Source organism: Rhodanobacter sp. C05 (assembly GCF_002001165.1).
GTDB lineage: Bacteria > Pseudomonadota > Gammaproteobacteria > Xanthomonadales > Rhodanobacteraceae > Rhodanobacter.
The window spans coordinates 105,182-123,922 of the sequence record NZ_MUNQ01000020.1 but is presented as its reverse complement, the minus strand read 5'-3'; the positions used below and the strand labels follow the sequence as shown (position 1 = coordinate 123,922).

The window sequence follows — 18,741 nt, the reverse complement described above, 5'->3', positions numbered from 1 at the left end:
CACTCGCTTATTCAGTTGTTTCCCCATCAAGTGGAAAAATGCGGTTGTGTTGCGCGTCGTAGATGTTGGCTAGTTGATCGCCTATGAAGTGGGCGAGGTAGCCGACCGGCAATGCAAGCACGCTCAGCCATGCGGGTTTGATGTCGGTAAGCAGGCCGGCGAGCATGGGTTTACCTGGTGTCGCTATCATGCCCTCCGGTGCATTCTCAACGCCGATATACCAGCCGCTATCCGGTCCTGACACCGCGGAACGATGCAGATAGCTTTCCGTCGCAGGGACCGCATCGGGCTGTACCAACAGCCATTGATCGCCACGCGTGCGTTCGCTGGGTAGGTTACCGAGCAAAGCATGCAAAGCGGCTTGTTGCTGCATGACCCGTAAGGTGTCATCCACCTCCGGCTTCCATTGCATAGGATCGCTTCCGTAATCGGGTTCGCATACCACCCAGTGATCGGGGTGCGCTTCGATCTGTAGCACAGACCAACCGAAGTCGATATGCGAACCCGGTTTGAGTGCAGGTCCTGCACGGTGCAGTGTGGTCAATTTATCCAGCAATGCACGGGCGGCAGCATCGCGTTCCGGTACGCAACGGGCGAGTAAGCGATGACCATCGAGTTCGATCTGCTGCGACACGGTTATTTGCCTTTGAGCCGCTTAGCGATTTCATCTTGCAGGGATTTCCGGGCGTTGCTTTCAAGTTCTTCGAGCTGAGCAAGTTTGGCAGGGCTGACCTTCGAAGCCACTTTTCTGTCGCTGGCAATCCAGTCGCCAATGGATTTGGCCTGCTTGGTAGAGTTGCGGCCCCTTTCCAGGAATGCCAGGTTTTCCTTCAAATCGAGAATGGCCTGCTGATCTTCGCGGGATAGTTTGCCAAACCCTTCCATGCGGAATATTTCATCGACCGGAACGACATGGTCGGGCGAAAGGCTGCTCAAAGGCAACGACTCGCCGGTTACATAATCGATGTAATTGCCGCCCGTTCCTTTCGCGTCTGCGGGCAGGCTTTCCAGCCATGTTCGGTAACGCTCTGCACCGCCGGCGGACTTAAACGGGGTGCCACTGCGCAGACCTTCGCGTATTTCGACCGTCAGCCCTTGCGCAGTCTCGATATGCGTAGCGAGTTCTTTGCGTGCCTGGGCAAGGTCCTGCTCGGCTTTCGCCAATTCGCGCCCTTCGGGCGTACCGATACCAGGCCGCATCTGTTTGTTCTTGGCCCATATATCGCGCACTTTGGCTTCAGCCGCGTCGACGTCGGCAGACAAACCTTGCTGGGTAGTGGCAACCTTTTGCGTGTCCTTGAGATCGGCTTCTGCGGCGGCGGAACGTGCCTCTGCCTTGTCCGCATCGGCCAGAACTTTTTCGTGTTCGCCCAGAATGCCCTGCAAATCTTTTGCATCGGCTTCCGCGCGCTCAATCTCTTGTTCGATTTGTCGTAGTTTCTTTTCCGCCGCTTCGATTGCTGCCGCATCGCCCTTCTTGGTAGCGTTGGTAAGTTGGCCCTTCGCCGAACCCAAGCGGGATTTGGCGGCCTCGGCACGTTTGGTCGCCTCATCCAGTTCGCTGGCGTACTTGGTACGATCGCCGGTCGATAAATCTGGGTGCGTATCAGCCTCCAAGCGCGCCGTAGCGGCTTCGTCGGCACGTTCCTGCGCGTGGGCGGTCGCCGATTCGACGCGTTGCTCGGCTTTTTCGAGTTCTGCTGTACGCAGTTCGGGTGTCTTGATGCATACCCGTGCAGCGGAGTGGCGACAGAACTGGCATTCGCCGTCCGGTAGCGGCTCTTCCATCCACTCGTGTTCGCCCACTTCCGCGCGACGGTTGGGCGGCGTTCCCTCGACCATGCCCGGATTCTCGGCGAGCATTTCGGTTTCGCCATGCAACTGCTCCGGGGTCAGCTTGTCGCTTTCGATATGACCGGTTTCGGCAGGCGATTTCGCGTCCTTCGCGGCGCCTTCCTGCGCGGTAGGCTCGTGCTCCTTCGCCACCTTGCCTTCATCGGCCAGCGCGTTTTTCTCAAGCGTTTTCGCCCCATCTTCGGTCGCCAGCTTCGCCGTTTCGCGTTGGCCTAGTTCGACGCCTTCCTTGCCGATGGCACCGACCGCCTTCGTTTCCGCCTTGGCCGCTTTGCCGCCGAATTTGCCGAACATCTCCTCGCCAAATGCGAGCAGTTTTTCACCGAGGCTGCCGACCGCTTTGGACACCGCTTTGAACGCGCCGCCAGCGGCGTCTTTGATCACCGAGCCGAGGCTCTTCAATCCGTCGAGCAGATACTTGCCCAGCGTCTTGAGCAGTTTGAATGCTTCACCCAGCGCTTCCATCGGCCAGTTGATGAACTTCGCGATGCCCACAATGATTCCGTCTGCTTCCGTCCAGGTACCGGCAGTGAGCGCATCAAGCACGACCTGGAATACCAGCGAGCCGCTGACCCAACCGATCTTGTCGCCGAGCTTCTCTTCCGCTTCGTCGCCCTTGAAGAAGCCGAGCAGTTCACTGGCCAGCCAGCTGCCACCTTCGGCGATTTTCTGTTTCGCCGATTCCCAGGTTTCGGAAAGACGGGTAACCATTTCATCGAAAGTAATCTTGCTGCCGTTGAAGTACTCCTGCACCGCGCCCCAGAAATTGCCTTTGATCGTCGCGACTTCCGGAGCGACCGATTGCGCGGCTTCGCTTGCCGCCGCTTTAAGTGTTGCCAGGTCGCCTGCGTCAAGCGACGTAGTGGCTTCATGCGTACCTGTATCGGCAACGCTCGCGCTGCCTGGCGTAGCGGTTGCGCTGGCGGCGTTGTTTGCCGGCGCCGGCGTGTGCGCCGCCTGTTGATTCGCTCCGCTCGCCGCAGCCGGCGCAGCGTTCGCATGCGCCGGGGCGGGGGTAACTACTGGCGCGGCGGGTGCAGCAGCAGGCTTGGCAACCGCCGTGGCCGGTGCAGCGGCCGCGGCATTGGCCGGTGCGGGTGGCGCGGCGCTATTGGCTGCCGGAGCAGCAGTTTCGGGCTTGTCGCCGAACCCCGCCAGACTCAGCAGATAATCCGTCGCCTTGTCGAGGCCTTCCATCACCGTATAGATCGCACTGATCGGATCGCTGATACCTTCCCATACGCCCTGCGCAAAACCTTTGACGAACGCAATCAGGAATGCGGGATCGGAACCACTCAGTATCTTGGCGACCTTGTTGGAGACTTTTTCCTTGGTCGCATCATCCGCCTTGCGCAAGGTCTGCAGGAACGACATCACGCCCGGCTTCAACAGTGCCCAGAGCGGACCCATGGTGGGGAGGGCGGGGATTTTCCCCAGTGCCTTGATCGCGATATCCAGTACAAAGTCGAGGATCGGCACCTTGATGCATTTCGGCAACGCGCCCCAAGCCCAGCCGGCGAGCAACACCGGAATGGTCACCGGCGCCCCAATCGCAATGATGATGCTGGAAATAACGCCCTTGTACGGCTGGACAAACTTGTCGACTTTTCCCGCGAACGCTTCGATGCTCGTTTCGGCTTTTTCCGCACCTTGTTCGATATCGGTCACCACGGTCTGCAAACCGTTACGCGCTTCATCGAACAAGCTGTGGGCAAAGCTGATCAACGGCAGGCCGCTGATCTTGCTGGCGGTATCGAGTACCGCTTCGCTGAGCGAGGAAATCTTGTCCTTGATCCAGTCCAGCCCGCTCTTGATAACTGCCTTGAAACCGCTGACATTGCCGCTGATGCTTTCGAGCATGCCGCGGATTTCTGCCGGCGCTTCGCGAATCTTCTCGGGATTGAGACCGTTCTCCCAGATCCACTTCACCACCTTCACGACTTTCGGGCCGTACTTGATGATCGCGTAAATCTGGCCCATCGGTGTCAGCAGCGCGATCACCGTGGCAACCTTCTTCAGTGGTGCGATCACCGGCTCGATAGCGGCCTTGATCGTCGTCCACACTTTGTTCGCTTCTTCCTTGATCTTGGCCCATACGCCGTCCTCGCTGCTGCCATCGAAGCCAAGCAGTTTGGACAACCATGTCCATGCGTCACCCAACGCCTGCTTGGCCGAGTTAAACCAGCCGGAAACCGTGCTGGCGACTTTCTTCAGCGCCGACCACGCGCCGGACAGGTATTGCTGCAAACCGTCGAACAAGGGTTCGCCAACCACCTTCAGCACTTTGCTGACGAAATCGGACACTTTGCCCAGTGCACCGGTGACGGCATCGATCACCGGGTTATCGATGATCTTGCCGACAAAGGTGGACATCGTATGCATCATGCTTTTGAACTTGGTGCAGGCTTCTGCATCGCCCTGGGCGACACCTTTGACGAAGTCCTTGGTTTCGCCAAGCCACGACGAGATGCCCTTGCCCAGTTCGCTGATACTGAAGCCGCCCAGCGCTTCGGGCATATGCGCATCCAAGGCTTCGGATACTTTGCGCTTGGCGTAATTGATCGGCCCTTCATCGATGATGTCGGCCAGCCCCGGCGAGACGGTGCGAATGACTTTCAGCGCCTGATCGGCGGTGAAATCCGCGACTTCCTTGATGCCACTGGCTGCCGCCGATTCGGCTTTGTCGATGGTCGTGCTGCCCCAATCGACCACTTTGTCCCAGGTGTCTTTGCGATACAGGGCAGCGGTGCCATGACCACGCACGGTAAAGCGACGTCCTTCCATGGCGGCGCGTGCGGCTGCATCGGCTTCCAGTTCCGCCGCATCGTGTGGGCTGCTTATACTCAACGCCTGCTTGCGCGATGGAGCAGGGGCGAAGCCGATCCGGTTTTGCACTACGTGCGCCAGCTCGTGCGCCAGCAGTTCGCGGCCGGCCGAGGTATGCGGTTGGTAACGTCCCGGCGCGAAATAAATCGACTGGCCCAAGGTGTAAGCCTGCGCCGCAACGGCGGTGCTGGCCTTCTGTGCCAGCGTACCGACATGGATACGCACCTGACCGAGATCGGTGCCGTAGGCATGTTCCATCTTCTTACGCACGGCGGGGTCCAGCGTTTCACCATAGCTGTGCTGCAAAGCTTCGCGCACCCAATGGATGGGTTTCGGCGCAGCCCTTGAGTGGATGGGCGGTTGGGTCCGCGACGGTCTTGATAACGCAGCTTCGTTATAAGTCGCCGCATTGCCTTTGCGATGGACTTCCAGTTCTTCGTGTTCTTCATCCACGCACGCATCGCATTTGCGCTGAACGGCCAGCTCTTCCTCCTCCATCTCGCAGGACGCGCATTTGCGTTGCAGGGTTAGCGGGTGGAATGCGGCGACGTCTTCGTTCAGCAACGCAGGCATTGCCGGTATCGATAAGGAGGCCTTGCGTTGCACATGCAAATCGTCATCGTCATCCGCCGCACAACTGGCGCACTTGCGCAGCAGTACCAGCGGCGATTCATCGTGCGTCGTTTCCTTCTGCTCGGCCGGTGCGTTTTCCGCCATGCTGGAAAGCGGGGCGGCGTGTGCGGGACGCAGCAGTTGGACGGGAAGCGAAACCGGCGGCAGTGACGGAATCGATGCGTACCCGACCGGCGATGTCACCGTTTCGATCAGCGGCGGCCGTTGCGGACTAAACACATCCGAGCGCGCCGTCACGTGCGTCGCGCCCACCGGCGCATGCCGTGCCGGTGATTGCGCACTCTTCGCGGTGGTAACGGTTTGCGCACCCATGTGGCTGCTTAGCCGGAAGAGGAGGTCATTGAGGTTGCTGCCCCTTTTCGCGCAACGCCGCTTCGGTCGCCTTCTCGACCGCGTCCAAAACCTGCGGATCGGTCTCGCCGGCAGCCTGGGCTAAGGCGCGTGCAGCCTTGGCCGAGCCCGCAGCGACACCGTCGCGTGCCCATTGCTTGATCTTGTCGCGGGTTGCTTTGGATTGCTTTTTCGCCACCCAGTCGACGAACGGATCGATCACTTTCTCGCCGAGAACATCGAGCGCCGATTTCGGCCCACTACCTTTGGGCACTGGCGGTATCGGCTTATACCAATCAGGGTTGGAATCGTCATGCCGGTAGGGCACACCGGTGTGTTCTTTTTCGGCAGGGACATGCCATAGATCGATCGGTTTCGCCGGCGCTTTGCTGTCGTCGTCATGTTCTTTCGTCGTTGTCTTCGGTTCCAGCTTGGGCACCGTACTAATGGTGGGTGCGGCTTTCGGCTCGAAGCGCACCTCAACCCGACGGTTTTGCGCATTGGGCGTTTCGTCTTTCGTCTTGACCGCCTGCGGTGCGCTTTCACCTGCACTCGACGTGCTGACGATGTTCGCCGGCACGCCCAGTTTCTCCAGTTCTTCCGCGGCCGCGGTCGCGCGCGCTTCACCGAGTACGAGATTGTTGGCTTCGGTGCCGACAGTATCGGTATGGCCGATCACCTTCACTTCGGACTGCGGGTACTGTTTCAATAACTGCGTGATATGGGCGGCAGTTTTTTTCAACTCGGTCACATGCGCCGGTTTGAGTGTCGATTTACCGGTGTCGAAATCATTCAGCGTGGCCGAACCCACCGATGCGGCAAGGAATGGGCTGGCGCTATCAAGTAGACGATCGGTCAGCGACCGAGCGGATTCTTTTTTCTTGTCTGCGTCGGGTAGCGGCTGGCATTGCACGGTTGCCGCTGCACTGGCCTTCGGCGTGGCGGTCTTGCCTTGCATCAAAGCGTCGGCGGCATGATCGGCTTCATGCTCGCTGGCATCGCCATGTTGGCTGATGCCTTTCGCTGCGCCGCCTTGCGGTTGCGCGACGTGTGCCAGTTCGTGTGCCAGCAAATGTTTGCCGCTGCTCGATTCGGGCTGATATTGCCCTGCACCGAAAACGATGTCCTTGCCCACGGTAAACGCCTGCGCCTGGATCGCATCCGCTGCTTGCGCCGCATGCTCGCCGGTATGGATACGCACATCGCTTAGATCGGTATGCAGCTGCGCACCGAATTGCGCGCTTAGACTGCGATCCAGCGGGCGCCCGCTGCTGTACGTTACGGCGTTGAGCGACTCGCCCGGAGCCAGCGCAGGAATACGGGTTGCCGACGGCGGCGTTTTGGTTGCCGTCGCGGGCGAAGCTTGCACCTGCGGCGTCGGCAACTGTTTCGATGGCGCAGCGATGCCAGCATTGCTCCGTTGCGATGGCGCACGCGTTAGGTTGCCCGGCTTGTCGCGTCCCGGTCCCATCTCAGGCACTCATCCGCCGACCGAGTTTTACGCAATGCTTGAAGAAGTCGCGATCTTCGCTTTGCATACGCCGTTCCAGCCGATCGGTTACCCGCGCGTCGCCTTTGCTGGTGCCGAGCAAATGGGTGTAGCCAGCCTGCGCCGTTTTTGCTGGGTCAAACGCATCGCCCCAGCTCGGAAAAAGGTATTTGACGTACACGCCGCGATACGGCGATTCGGGGTGATGGCGGTGATAATCCAGGCAAGTGGATAACAGCAGTTGTTCCACCATCATGTTGTAACCGTCTTTGTTCGGCAGCTCTTGCCACGCCGGTGCATTGACCGGATCCCGCACCATCTTCAATCCAACTTCGGCAAAATGGCGTAGAAAATCCACGCGCTGACCGCCGACGATGCCGCAGTTTTCTTCGCGATAGGCAGGCTCGCCGAGTGAGCGTGACCATTCCCATTCCACCGGCACTGGCAAGCCATGTTTGGCGAATGCCGCTTCCACTCCGGAAGGGCTGCACCATACATCGAGTGGCGGATGAAACTCCGGCGACTGCGCAAACACCGGCGCATTGGCGACGCTTGGCGGGAGCGACTTCCACATGAACACGTCGGTATCGAGGTGGATGAAGGGGCGATCCTGCATGCTGTACGCATAGAGTTTGCCCAGTGCCCACCAGCCGTGCTCTTCATGACGCAAGGCATCGAGCTCGGTGCTTACGTCACCGAACTCCAGGCCCAGTTGATCTACCAGCAGACGCTTGCCTGCCGTATCGGTGATCAACACCGTTTCGGGATAGTGCTTACGCGCCAAACGCAAGGACAAGCCCCAGGCAAGGAGGTGATGCTGTGGCTCACGCCACGTCCGTCCCTGGCGGGCCAGAAACGGTTTGCTCCAGAACGACCAGACGGCGCGCATGAGTCAGCCCCGCTTACGCTTGGTGGTGGTCGCGGATGTTTTCTTGGTGGGCGCTGGGGCGGGTGCCGCGGTGGGTTCACGAGTTGCGTTCGCCTTGACCTGCGTCGGCGCTTTCGAAGTAGGAGCAGGCGTTGCGCTTTTCGGAGTGGTGGCTTTTTCGCCACGCACAGCCACCGTGAACGATGCCGTCTTCGAGGTGGCTTCACCCAGGCTCGAAGGCATCGACGCGGTCAGCACAAACTTCATTTTTTCGCTGGTCGGCGGTCCATTGAAGGTCACCGCTACCGTCACCTGCGCATCGCCGGCGGCAACGTTGACCTGCGACGGCATGCTGGCGACATCTGCATCGCCGGACATCGACAACTGAATCGTGGTGGCTTCGACCGCTGCATAATTCAGGGCGATGGTGGCGTTCTGGACAATCGGCTTGGCAGCGGAGGTCGGAACGGTGCTGAGAATGGAGCCGGCGGAATTGAGAATCACCTCGCTGTACGTAAAAGCGACGCCTTCCACTTCCAGCGCCGGATACAGATAGAACCAGCTTTCGAAGTCGCTCGCGCGCTGATCGTTGCCGGTTGGGAAATTCAGATCGATCCGCTGGCGATTTTCACCCGCACTGCTGACTGAATTGCCAAATGCCTGACCGTCCAGATAAAGCTGCTTGCCCGACTCCGACGCGTACATCCCATGCCCTGCCAGTTTCACCCGCACGCGCACCGGCGTGCCGCGATTGGCCCAGGGAATCAATGCCGCGTTGATCGCCTCAAGCTGCAAGCGCTGACGGAGCGATACGTCGGTCGACGGCAACGACCAGGCAATAGTGTCGTCTTGATACGTCAACGTCGAGTCGAGGATAAACGGCGTGCGAACCACGGTTGGTGTCTGCAACGACAGGCCGCCCCATTGACCGACCGTCGCATCAGCGGCGCCTGCCTGTGTGCCAGTATTCACCTTCTTTTCGAATACCTTATTCGACTCGCCCGTGAGCGTCGCCGTGGTCGCATAGTTGGCGGTGTTCAATTCCATCGGCGTTTCCAACGTCACGATGAAGGTCGCCGGCGACAAGGGGCTGGTCGGTACATTGTCGAACGTGGCGACCAGACCATTCTTCAGCAGCGCATCGAAGGTCATCACATCGTCGTTCAACCAGTTGATGTCGGTGATATGCAACGCGTTCGCGTTGACGAAACCGCCGAGGTCGGCAAGGGTGGGGAAAATCCGCCGACAGTCGTCGATTTCAAACGGTCCGTTCCCGCTTCTTGCGATATCAGGGTCGAAATGGATGCATGCCAGCGGCGCGCGATAAATATGTGCGTAGAACGGCGGCTGGAACGGATTGCCGTTGCTGCCGCACGGTGGCCAGTCGATTTGCCCGGTGGCGCTGCGCGCAGGAATGGTCCACGCATCGCCAGCGACGTAATCGCCACTGCCGAAACAGACCTGGATGCCATTTTCGAGATCGATCCAGCTACTCGAAATGGGAATGCCCGTGGCCGTAGCAGGGGTGCCGCTCTGGTCCCAGCGGCGCATGCGCGCGTTGCGCGTGGTATCGACCGGTGAAACGGTGGTGGACATGGTCAAGGTCAGCGACGGACGATCGATATGCTGGATCTGATACAACTGACCGGACTGGTTCGCGGTGACACCGAACAGACCGGTATCGTCGCTGATCTCCACCCACTGATTTTCCTGAAAGCCCAGATTGGCATCGGGACCAAGACTGTTTACCGTCACCTTGTTGCCGGAAACGGAAAGTACCGCGGCAACCACCGAAGCGTTTTCGCGCGACCATTTCAAAGTGGCCGTCGCCAGCGTGCCGGATTGATGTATCTCGACCCGGTAAAGCTGATTTTCCTGCCCGGTGTATCCCGCGGCGGGAATCGGCTGGCAGCCGCAACCGCCGCCGTTTTCGGCGACCTGCGCGCTTAACGTGCCGCTATGTGGAGCGGGTTTCTCCCTGTACATCGCATCGCAGCTGCACTGGCTTTTGCTGCGCCCCGCGCTGGCCTGATTTTCGAATGCGGCGATGTCGCTCATGCTCAGCGAAGGGTCGGCGCGCAACGCCTTGTCGATCGCGGCAAATTCCTGATCGAACGTGCTCTCGTTGGTGGCGCTGGTCGTGGTCCCCGTATGCACTGCGTTGGCACGAAAGGTTTGGGTCGAAGCAGCGTTTTCGGCTTTGAACGTTTTGTTTGAAATATGCGGCGGATCGGTTGCTGCGGATGCCGCAGTGCCCGGCGTCGCCACCACGCGCCACACCGTCTGCAAGCGCACGGTGGTATCGGCCTGACCGAGCGCGGGCTCGCCCAGGCAGCTATCGTCCAGCGCGGTCACCATGCGCTGCCACACTTCAAGATATACGCGCAGGCAGCCCGTGCTTTGCGAACGCTGCATCTCGGTAAGCACGTCGCTGATGTCGGTAACGTCGCTACCCTGGATCAGGAATGGCTGATCGTCGTAGTCCAGCGCGGTGGGGTTTTCGCACAGCAGGCCATGCACGTAATAACGGCCAGCACCGATGCTGATGCTGTCGTTGGAAACACTGATCGCAAAACCGGCATGGTTCGTCGGGGCACCGTAGTCGCCGATCACGTCGATGGTCTCGACGGTGCGACGATGCCCGTCGATCAGGCGCTGCTCGTTGTGGTCCGCATCGTAGGCAATGCGCCCCTGTTGATCGAGCACATCCGTGTAATGCTTGTTCGGCTCGAAGCGGATCCGGCTGAAATCACCTTTCATGGCCTGCACCTTTGTCTTTTCGTGTTACGTGAGTCATGCGATCAATGTTTTGCGATTGAATCGGGGTTTAGAGCAGGTCGACGCCGATGCCGGGGACGCCAGTCAGCTCGTCCACTTCATCACCGCAGCAACTAGCTATCGGTCCGCTGTAGCCGTAATAGGAGAAGGGCGCCGGATTCGAACGCAGCAACGGCTGTGACGGATGCAAAAAAATGCCGCTTTCAAGCATCACCGGCAGATATTCCGGCGTGCGGATCTGCACATTGGCGACCGCCTCGGTTTCCTGAATCTGGTAATACACACCCATCTGCGAGCCGTTATCGGCGCCATGCCATACCGCCATCGGTACGTCGCCGCTAAGCAACGCATAGGAAGGGTGGCCGTAACGCAGGGTGATGAAGGTCGGTTCGAAGATCGAGGCGCTGTCGGCATTGGGCGGCAGGCACTCGTAGCAGCGCGGCGTGATCGACACGCGTGGGAGCGAGCAAAAGCGGATGCAGCCCACTTGCACACGACTGCACCACAAGGCAGCCGGCCACGGATCGTGACGGCCCAGTCGTGCAAAGAAGATGGTGTTGGAGGCCAGCTGCATCGTGCGCGTGCGTACCTTGCCGATGATCGTGCTGTCCTCGATATGCAAATCGGCACCGGCCGAATAGCCGTCGTTGCCGACATAGGCAACGCAGCAGGGCGAATTGGCATCAACGATGCTGTTGCATACGCGCACGCTGCCCGCAGCGCTGGCGGCAATCGGACCGGCAATGCAACGCGTCATGCATAGCGTCGCGTCGTTGTCGATGACAATGCTTGGCTCGCATGGCGACAAGCCCGGATTGGCGGCGCCAAGCCCGGGCACCAGCGTGCAATCGGATACCTGCACCGCGACCGTCGCCCCATCGAGCGCAAGCTGACCTTCGATCAGCAAGCCGTTGATGATCAATTGGCCGGCAGGCGCTACTTCACCCTCGGGCATCGGCGGTGGCGGTGAACCGGTGATCTCGATATTGCCGAGCAAGGTCACATACGCGTTATCCCAGATGATGTCGTGCCCACCGCTGGTCGGCAATGCAACACCCGCAGCAATCGCCAATGTGCTGCCCGATGCAAGCGCAATGGCGTTGGCACCGGTCAGATCGATCGCATAGCGTTCAAAGCCCGGCAGCACGATGACGCCAGTGCCGCCGCCGGGTTGCAGATTCCATTGCGCGACCGCGGTGGCGAGATCGGGGAATTCGGGTGTGCCGACCATCGCAAAGAAATTTGCCAGCGCGGGACTCTCGGTCGGTACTTCTTCGCCAAGACTGCCGGTGCGATCGTACGGTCCACCGCCAATCGCCGCAGGAAAGCCGTAGTAGTACGTCACGCGCAGCGATTGCGGCGGAGTCAGATCGGGTGCGAATTGAATGCGACCGAGTTCCGGATCGATCGCCACCATCCCCGCAGGCACGTTGCACCAGTTGCCACCAGGATTGTCGGCCAGATTCGCGCAACATATCTGCGTGACATCGATGGCGACACCGTCGGCATGCAGCATCATGCTGGAACCGTAGAAATCGGCGACATGCCGCGTGAATTCGCCTCGGCGTATCGGTTGTGGCACATCCATGCGCGTATTGATGCGACTGAACGGCGTGGTTTCCGGTACCAGCGGTGTAAATAGCGGCGTATCCAAACCAATCGCATTGAAGCGGAAGCGTCGTGCGTCCACGGCAAACGCGGGTGACTGGGTCAGCTGCCAGGCTTTCCAGCGCCACAGATGCACGGCGATATCCGGCACATTGAAACGCCCGGGGCCATGCAACGCGATATCCAGCGGCGCCGGGTCCGGATCGCTGACCGTGCAAATGCGCGGTGCGATACGCCGGACATCCAGCATGCGATTGCTCTTGTCGAACGCGGTATCGCCTAAATTATCCAGGATGTCGTTACGCCGCACATCGATGCAGGCCGCATGATGCGGGCGTGGCAGGCGCATGCTTTGGGTTGTGATCAGTCGCTTGAATTCTTCCACCACCACGACTGCACGACCGGATACATCGGTATCCATTTGCTGCAAGGCAATCGGCGTGCCTTTGCGGCGGCGATAGCCGATGGTGTTGGCCACTTCGGCACGGCTGTCCAGCCCCAGCGCCGTTTGATAAATCGAGTTGTAGCCGATCAGGTCGCCGATATAGGGAATGACCCACGGCATGCAGGTCTCGACAAACTGATCGTCGTAAAGCTGTTCGATATTGTCTTCGACAATGCCGGCTTGCGTCGCCACCACTTCGTACAGCGCCTGCAACGGACCACCATTGGCGGCATCGCGCGTACGATAAACCGCGGGTAGCAGGGCAAACAGATCGGCCGCGTCCAGGCTCATGTCCATGCTCCGATAGCGTTCTGGCAAGCCGGGTCCAGCAACAGCATTTGTGCGCCCTGTGGCGGCAGCGCACCCGCCGCGCACAGCTGCGCGGGCACGGTGCTGCTGGGGCTTCCGCTAAGGAACAGGGCCGTCAATTGCAGCGCAATCACCCCGGGTGTTTGCTGCACGATCTCGACAATGTCGCTGGCCGCCACATTCTGCGCGAGCTGGCATTGCGCGAAGGCGAAGGCTGCCACGAGGTTTTGCCATGCCTGGGCCAGCACCAGAGTGGGGTCGTAATTGTCGTCGTCGATCTTTATGTTTGCGCCAACCTGGAACAACACCGGGTCATACGACGCGACGTAGAGCGGAACGTATTTGTTGCCGTATTTGTGCAGCGAATCGATCAGATTGAGAATCACCGTATCGGTAGGTTCGAAGGTGGCGCCGTTCGCCCCCGCCACCGTAAGAAACACACCGCGGGTGCCGTTGAAGAAGGTCCATGACGCGGTCGCTTTGGCGATGCCGCCGAAGTTCAGCGCATAATTCTGGTAATCCTCCAGCGACACCACGCGACCGATCGTCAACGTCGGCAACGGCGCACTGGCACGTGCATCATCGGCGGTAGCGGGATCGGCACCGCCGGCTGCGGCGCCGGGGTTGGTCACCGTGCGCAGGCCCTGTGGTCGATCCAGCGGTTGCGACAACTGTCCCGCCGCTACCATGCCGGCACTACCGATACCTTTGCGGTAGACCGCGCGGATATTCATCTGACCGGTCGGCGTACGCGCACCGTTGGCGCCATCGCCAAACTGCACCACGGTGAAACCGGTTTGATTGACACGCGTGACAAACACGCGGTCCGTCGGCCCCGAACTCAGCAGGTTGGGTACCTCGTGCCATTGAATATTGTTGACCCACACCTGCAAGGTGGATTGCGTGCCATTGGCGCCGGTCGAGGAGGCATAGGTCAACGGCGATTGCTTCAAGGTAAACGTGAGCGCCGCATTGGTCGCGTCGCCGGAGCCCAGCAATTCCTGCACGGTTTCGCCATTGCTCGCGTTTACCGCGTTGGCATTGACGTTTACCGTGGTGGCGTCATACAGGCGCGTTAACGCGTTTCCAAGCGCCAGCGTGGTGATATCGCCATCGACCGTAGTGGTGCTGACGTCGTTCGCTTCGCTGGTGGCCGGATCGTTTTTGTCCGACGGAACCAGCAGGACATAGTTGTCGTTGAGCCGGAGCGTGCCGCTTGCACCGCTGACGGTAATAACGCTCCACAACGACACGCCACTGGTGCTGCCCGCTGTTGGCGGATAGGCATCGATCAGGAATACCTGGTTGTCCGAAACGGTCAAGCTGGCGGAGGATTGTGCCGGTGCAAAGCTGGCAGCGGCACCGGGCAACACTTGCACTCGCGCACGCCTGCCGGAAATGCCGATCGGCTGACCCACGGCAATCTGTTGACCGCCGCCGATCGCAAGCGAACTGCCGCCGACCGGCGCGACCATGCCGCTTTGCGTCGGATACGTACCGCTCCATGCGATGACCGGCAGATCGGCCAGCTTCAGCGGCGTGGTTTGTATGTAAACGGTGACATTGCGCGTGTCTTTTTCGAAATCGACCAGGGCGGCATTGAGCGCCGATGCGGAGGTGCCGCCGCCCGGCAGCTGGCCCAATTGGAAAGTAAGCCGACTCGTTTTGGTGGTCAAGGTGTAGCGATTGGGATTGGATTCGGAGGCGGAAGTCACACGCAAGATGGCGTCGCCAACCTTGCTGCTGGTCAACAGCGCCCACTGCGTGGTGCCTGCCGCCGCCAATAAGCCGGTATACGCGGCATCGAGATTCAAGCTGTCGCTGTTGGCCGTATAGCTGTCGTAGTTCCAGTCATCGCTGGGCGAGGACGGATGACCGGCGATATAAGTCAGCGTCGAGGACGGAAACGTGCCGGGTGCCGGTGCTTGTACGCCGTACAGCGCCGCCTTCTTGCGGAACACATACAGGCAAAGTTGAGCGGCCGTCGTACCCGCCGGAAAACTGGCCGAGAGCGTGCCATCCCATACCAGTTGCGTGATGCCGTTGGTCGAATCCGGATTGACTGCGACGACGGTGTGCTTTTCGGCGGGACCGGCGTTGTTGGCGACGCCGTTGGTCGCTTTTACGAACAGCAGAACATCGCCGACATTGATGCTGTTGGCGGTACCTTGAATCCAGGTACTGCTGTCTTTGCCGGCCGACACCCAGGCCTGCGAGGTTTGCGCGGGCAAGGCGTTGTAACCGATCAGCGCGGTGATCGCCGTCGACGTCTCGAACACCTGTGGCGTCTGATTGGGACCGGGCACGCTTTGCACGCGCGTGCCGGCGGGGATCACCACGTTGTCCGGCGATCCGGGTGCATCCGACAAGGTAAAGGCAAGCACGTCCGTGGCCGAGACGCCGGGCGACGGCACGTAGCCGATCAGCCGCGACAGTTCGAACACCGAGCGCCGATCGATGGCCGTGCGCAGATACGCTTCGTTGGCAAAGCGCTCCTGATAGAAGGTCAGGATATCCAGCACGCCTGCCCAGCTGTCGAGCAATCCAATCGTGAAGTCGCCGGAGTCACGCGTACGCAGCAAGGTCATCGGCGTGTAGGTCGATTGCGACAGACACGCCAGCATGCTGGCATCGAAGGTGGCGTAGCGCCCGACCCGGTAAGCAATGGCCGGCAGTGCGGGACGATTGCCGATAAATTCCGGCGTCTCCATCGTCACGCCGGTGCAACAGCCGCACAATTGCTCGGTGGTGGTGGGACATATGCTCATTTGCCGCCGTCCAGTTGCAGCGAGAACACGCCGCGGTCCAGGTGGTTGGGATCGTTATCGCACGCGGCGATTTCCAGTCGACTGAGCGAGATATAACCCTGCCCGGTGCCGTCGACCCACGGTTGGTCCAGCCGACCGAAGGTGCCGAGCGTGGCGGAGACCACGCCATCGACCGACTGGGCCGCCGCGATCAGCGGGCTGGCATACACCGTTTCGCCGAAGATGAAGTTTTCGGCATTGAGCAGGCCACTTTGACCGGTGCAGGTGTCGCCGGTGATAAACAGCTTCATCAGCGCGGCAAACACATCGCCACGGAAATGATTCGGCGCCACACAAATCTGCAGCACGATGTTCAATCCGACGACGACGGCCTGTTCAACCGCCAGATCGATGCCGAGCATGCGCAGCATGTTCAATTGACGCTCGGTGTTGCGGATCAGTTGCCGGGTGAAGGCGGCTTCCGGTTCGATCGAGACAAACGCGGTGTACCAGCTGCCGGTCCAGCGGAAAGTGCCGCGCGCTTGTTCGATGCCGTCGAACTGCGAGGTCATCGTGCCGTAATCGTCTTCCGTCACGCAGCGCTCCTGCGTCTGGAACGAAAACGGCGCGTACTGACGGATATGCTCCATGCTTTCCGGATCGGTCCCGCCGGCCGCACCCAACGGATTGCGCACGGTACGGATTTGCGCCGGGTTGCCGATCAAGTGGGCGACAGTGTCGTGACCGAGATTGCCCACGCTGCCATTGCCGATGCGGTAATTGGCGGTGAAGATCAAACCCGGATCCGGTGCGGCGCCATACTGCCCATCGCCAAAGCGCAGGAATACCGAGCCGTCGTATTCGATCTCGGGAATGAATCCATAATTGTTGGCGGCAAAGCCAAGCAGATCTTCGGTGACGCTCCAGTTTTGGCCGTCGTCGCTCTGCACGGTGATTTGCGCCGTGGCGGTGATTGCCGGCGCGGTCGCAAAAGCGCTGGCCGGTGCCGTCGGGTCGTAGGCATGCGCAAACGTCAGCGGCGAATTGGCCAGTTCCGGATAGAAGCGCGCGTGCGGCAGCAGCACGGCGGCCTCCGCCACCGTCTGCGTACCGCAATCGCAACTCGCTTCCGGCTGCGGCTGCGGCGGTAGCGCAGGCACGGTGCCAATCGCTTCGGTCGACACCGGCCAGCCATGGTCGGCCGGCACGATATTGCCACGCGCGCAACTTACGTCAGGTACCTGTACCGGGCCCGCGTCGGTTTGATAGGTCGACGAAATGCACAGCGGGAAGGGCAGGGCGTCGTCGGCCGACCAGGTGACCTGGGTAATGGCATCGTTATTGAGCGGATCGACCAACGGCACACCGTTGTCGTCGGTCAGCCGCACGCCAGTCAGCCGTACCGCCCAACGATGGCCGGGATCGGCGTCGGCCGGGTTGCCGGTGAGCGGTCCAACGGTTTCCTCGAAGATCAACACCGTGCCGACGCTCAGTGACGACAGGTTGCCGACCAGGGTTGCCTGGGTGGCGCCGGTCGGAAGACAGCAATCGGAGTCGCTCCAGGTATAGAAATGAATTTCGTTTTGTTCGTCGTTGAGCGTCGTATCGCACAGGCTGACAAAGATCGGCTGCGTCGTCGCCTGCAAGGCATGCACGCGCGGCAGGTCCAGTACGTTGACCACCGTCGGCATGCCCGGCATACGCACATAAAACGGCGTGCCTTGCGGTACGTCGAGGGTGGGGGCCAGTGTTTCCAGATAGACCCAGGCGCGCGCGTTGCAGCCTTCGTTGATGGTGTAGTCGACCAGACGGGCATGACGGCGCAGCGAAATACGGCTGCGCGCGGTACCGATATACGCTTCCGTGTTGACCGCATCCTGCTGATAGCTGAGATGATCGGCGGCGTAAGCCAACGATTCCAGCATCGCCACCCCCAGGTCGGCGGCGTGGGTTTCGCTCCAGCCTGGTACCAGTACCGACATGCGGTCGCGCATCACCTGCAGAAAGCCCGCGTAATCCTTGGCCAGGTAATTGATATCCGGCGGCGTGGCCGATGGCGGCGGGCAGCAGTTGTCCGCTTGGCAGTCCACCGGCGACGGACAGCCGGCCTTGAACGAGAACGTGACGCCGGAAAGTTGCGGATCGATGCCGGTCGGTGGATCGATGCCACCTGCCTTGCCAATCAGCGAGAAGGTATACGGCGAAAAGTCGCCAGTCGTATCGAGCGTAACAACCACGGTCAACGGATCCTCGTCCGTCGGCGCGGCAACGCCGGTCACTTGCAGTGGGGTGTCGCCGCTGACCACGATGTTATCCACGCCCAGGTTCAAACCGCGCGCGTCTTTCAAGAAAGCAACCGCCAGCTGATTGCCACAGCCGGGGTGATTACCCAGTACCTCGAGGAAATCGATGCCGTTAAGCAGCGCGCTGCGCAGTATTTGATCGCGGCGATTTTTTTGCGAGCAGAAGTAAATCATGAACCTGCTCCCGCACCGCTGGCGCCGTAAACAAACTGCTGGGTCTGTTGCTGCTGGGTTTGCAACACGACGTAAACCACGGTGATCTGCAAGGTCGAATCGTTGGCAGCCACAGTGACCGACTGCAATCGGATCAAGTCCGACAACCACATCTGCAGACTCGCCTGAATCACATTCTGTTGCGCGGCCGCCAACACATCGCTGTTCGGTGCAAAGACCAGTTGCGCGGTACCACTGCCGAAGGTAGGGCGATTGACGCGTTCGCCCGGCGAGGTAAAAAGGATCTGCTCGATCATGTCCGCGATGTGCTGCAGCGGATCGGTCTGCGCGCTGTGCCCGGTCGGGTCGAAGTTGTACGGGAAGGCAATATTCATGGC

Annotated in this window: 9 protein-coding genes; all 9 read right to left on the bottom strand. The window is 60.3% G+C overall.

The features are described from left to right. Positions 1–7: 7 nt before the first annotated feature. The gene (locus tag B0E51_RS16465) at positions 8–634 is read right to left on the bottom strand and encodes a hypothetical protein (RefSeq protein ID WP_077445977.1); all 627 of its coding nucleotides are present in this window, start codon (positions 632–634) and stop codon (positions 8–10) included. A gap of 2 nt (positions 635–636) precedes the next feature. Continuing rightward, entirely contained in the window at positions 637–5,565 is a 4,929-nt protein-coding gene (locus B0E51_RS16460) for a DUF4157 domain-containing protein (protein WP_168172665.1), read from the bottom strand. An 85-nt stretch (positions 5,566–5,650) separates the two neighbouring features. Continuing rightward, positions 5,651–7,027, bottom strand: a complete 1,377-nt coding sequence (locus B0E51_RS16455) for a DUF4157 domain-containing protein (RefSeq protein WP_217333117.1) — start codon at positions 7,025–7,027, stop codon at positions 5,651–5,653. A gap of 88 nt (positions 7,028–7,115) precedes the next feature. Continuing rightward, positions 7,116–8,021, bottom strand: a complete 906-nt coding sequence (locus tag B0E51_RS16450; RefSeq protein ID WP_077445974.1) for a DUF6734 family protein — start codon at positions 8,019–8,021, stop codon at positions 7,116–7,118. Positions 8,022–8,024: 3 nt separating this feature from the next. Continuing rightward, positions 8,025–10,760 (bottom strand): DUF6519 domain-containing protein, encoded by a 2,736-nt coding sequence (locus B0E51_RS16445; RefSeq protein WP_077445973.1) that lies wholly within the window; start codon positions 10,758–10,760, stop codon positions 8,025–8,027. 67 nt (positions 10,761–10,827) lie between these two features. Then, complete coding sequence (locus B0E51_RS16440; protein ID WP_143525968.1) at positions 10,828–13,122, bottom strand: hypothetical protein; 2,295 nt, start codon at positions 13,120–13,122, stop codon at positions 10,828–10,830. Then, positions 13,119–15,908 (bottom strand): hypothetical protein, encoded by a 2,790-nt coding sequence (locus B0E51_RS16435; RefSeq protein WP_143525967.1) that lies wholly within the window; start codon positions 15,906–15,908, stop codon positions 13,119–13,121. Before B0E51_RS16435 ends, B0E51_RS16440 begins: the two co-directional genes overlap by 4 nt. Then, a complete protein-coding gene (locus B0E51_RS16430) occupies positions 15,905–18,364 on the bottom strand; it encodes a baseplate J/gp47 family protein (RefSeq protein WP_077445970.1) in 2,460 nt (819 codons plus the stop codon). Before B0E51_RS16430 ends, B0E51_RS16435 begins: the two co-directional genes overlap by 4 nt. Beyond that, positions 18,361–18,738 carry a GPW/gp25 family protein gene (locus B0E51_RS16425; protein ID WP_077445969.1) on the bottom strand — a complete coding sequence of 126 codons (378 nt, stop codon included), beginning with the start codon at positions 18,736–18,738 and terminating at the stop codon, positions 18,361–18,363. The genes B0E51_RS16430 and B0E51_RS16425 overlap by 4 nt, the downstream gene beginning before the upstream one ends. Positions 18,739–18,741 lie beyond the last annotated feature (3 nt).

Excerpts from the sequence above, each read along its gene's own strand:
- B0E51_RS16450 (WP_077445974.1), bottom strand. The coding sequence starts at position 8,021 with ATGCGCGCCGTCTGGTCGTTCTGGAGCAAACCGTTTCTGGCCCGCCAG.
- B0E51_RS16445 (WP_077445973.1), bottom strand. The coding sequence starts at position 10,760 with ATGAAAGGTGATTTCAGCCGGATCCGCTTCGAGCCGAACAAGCATTAC.
- B0E51_RS16440 (WP_143525968.1), bottom strand. The coding sequence starts at position 13,122 with ATGAGCCTGGACGCGGCCGATCTGTTTGCCCTGCTACCCGCGGTTTAT.
- B0E51_RS16435 (WP_143525967.1), bottom strand. The coding sequence starts at position 15,908 with ATGAGCATATGTCCCACCACCACCGAGCAATTGTGCGGCTGTTGCACC.
- B0E51_RS16430 (WP_077445970.1), bottom strand. The coding sequence starts at position 18,364 with ATGATTTACTTCTGCTCGCAAAAAAATCGCCGCGATCAAATACTGCGC.
- B0E51_RS16425 (WP_077445969.1), bottom strand. The coding sequence starts at position 18,738 with ATGAATATTGCCTTCCCGTACAACTTCGACCCGACCGGGCACAGCGCG.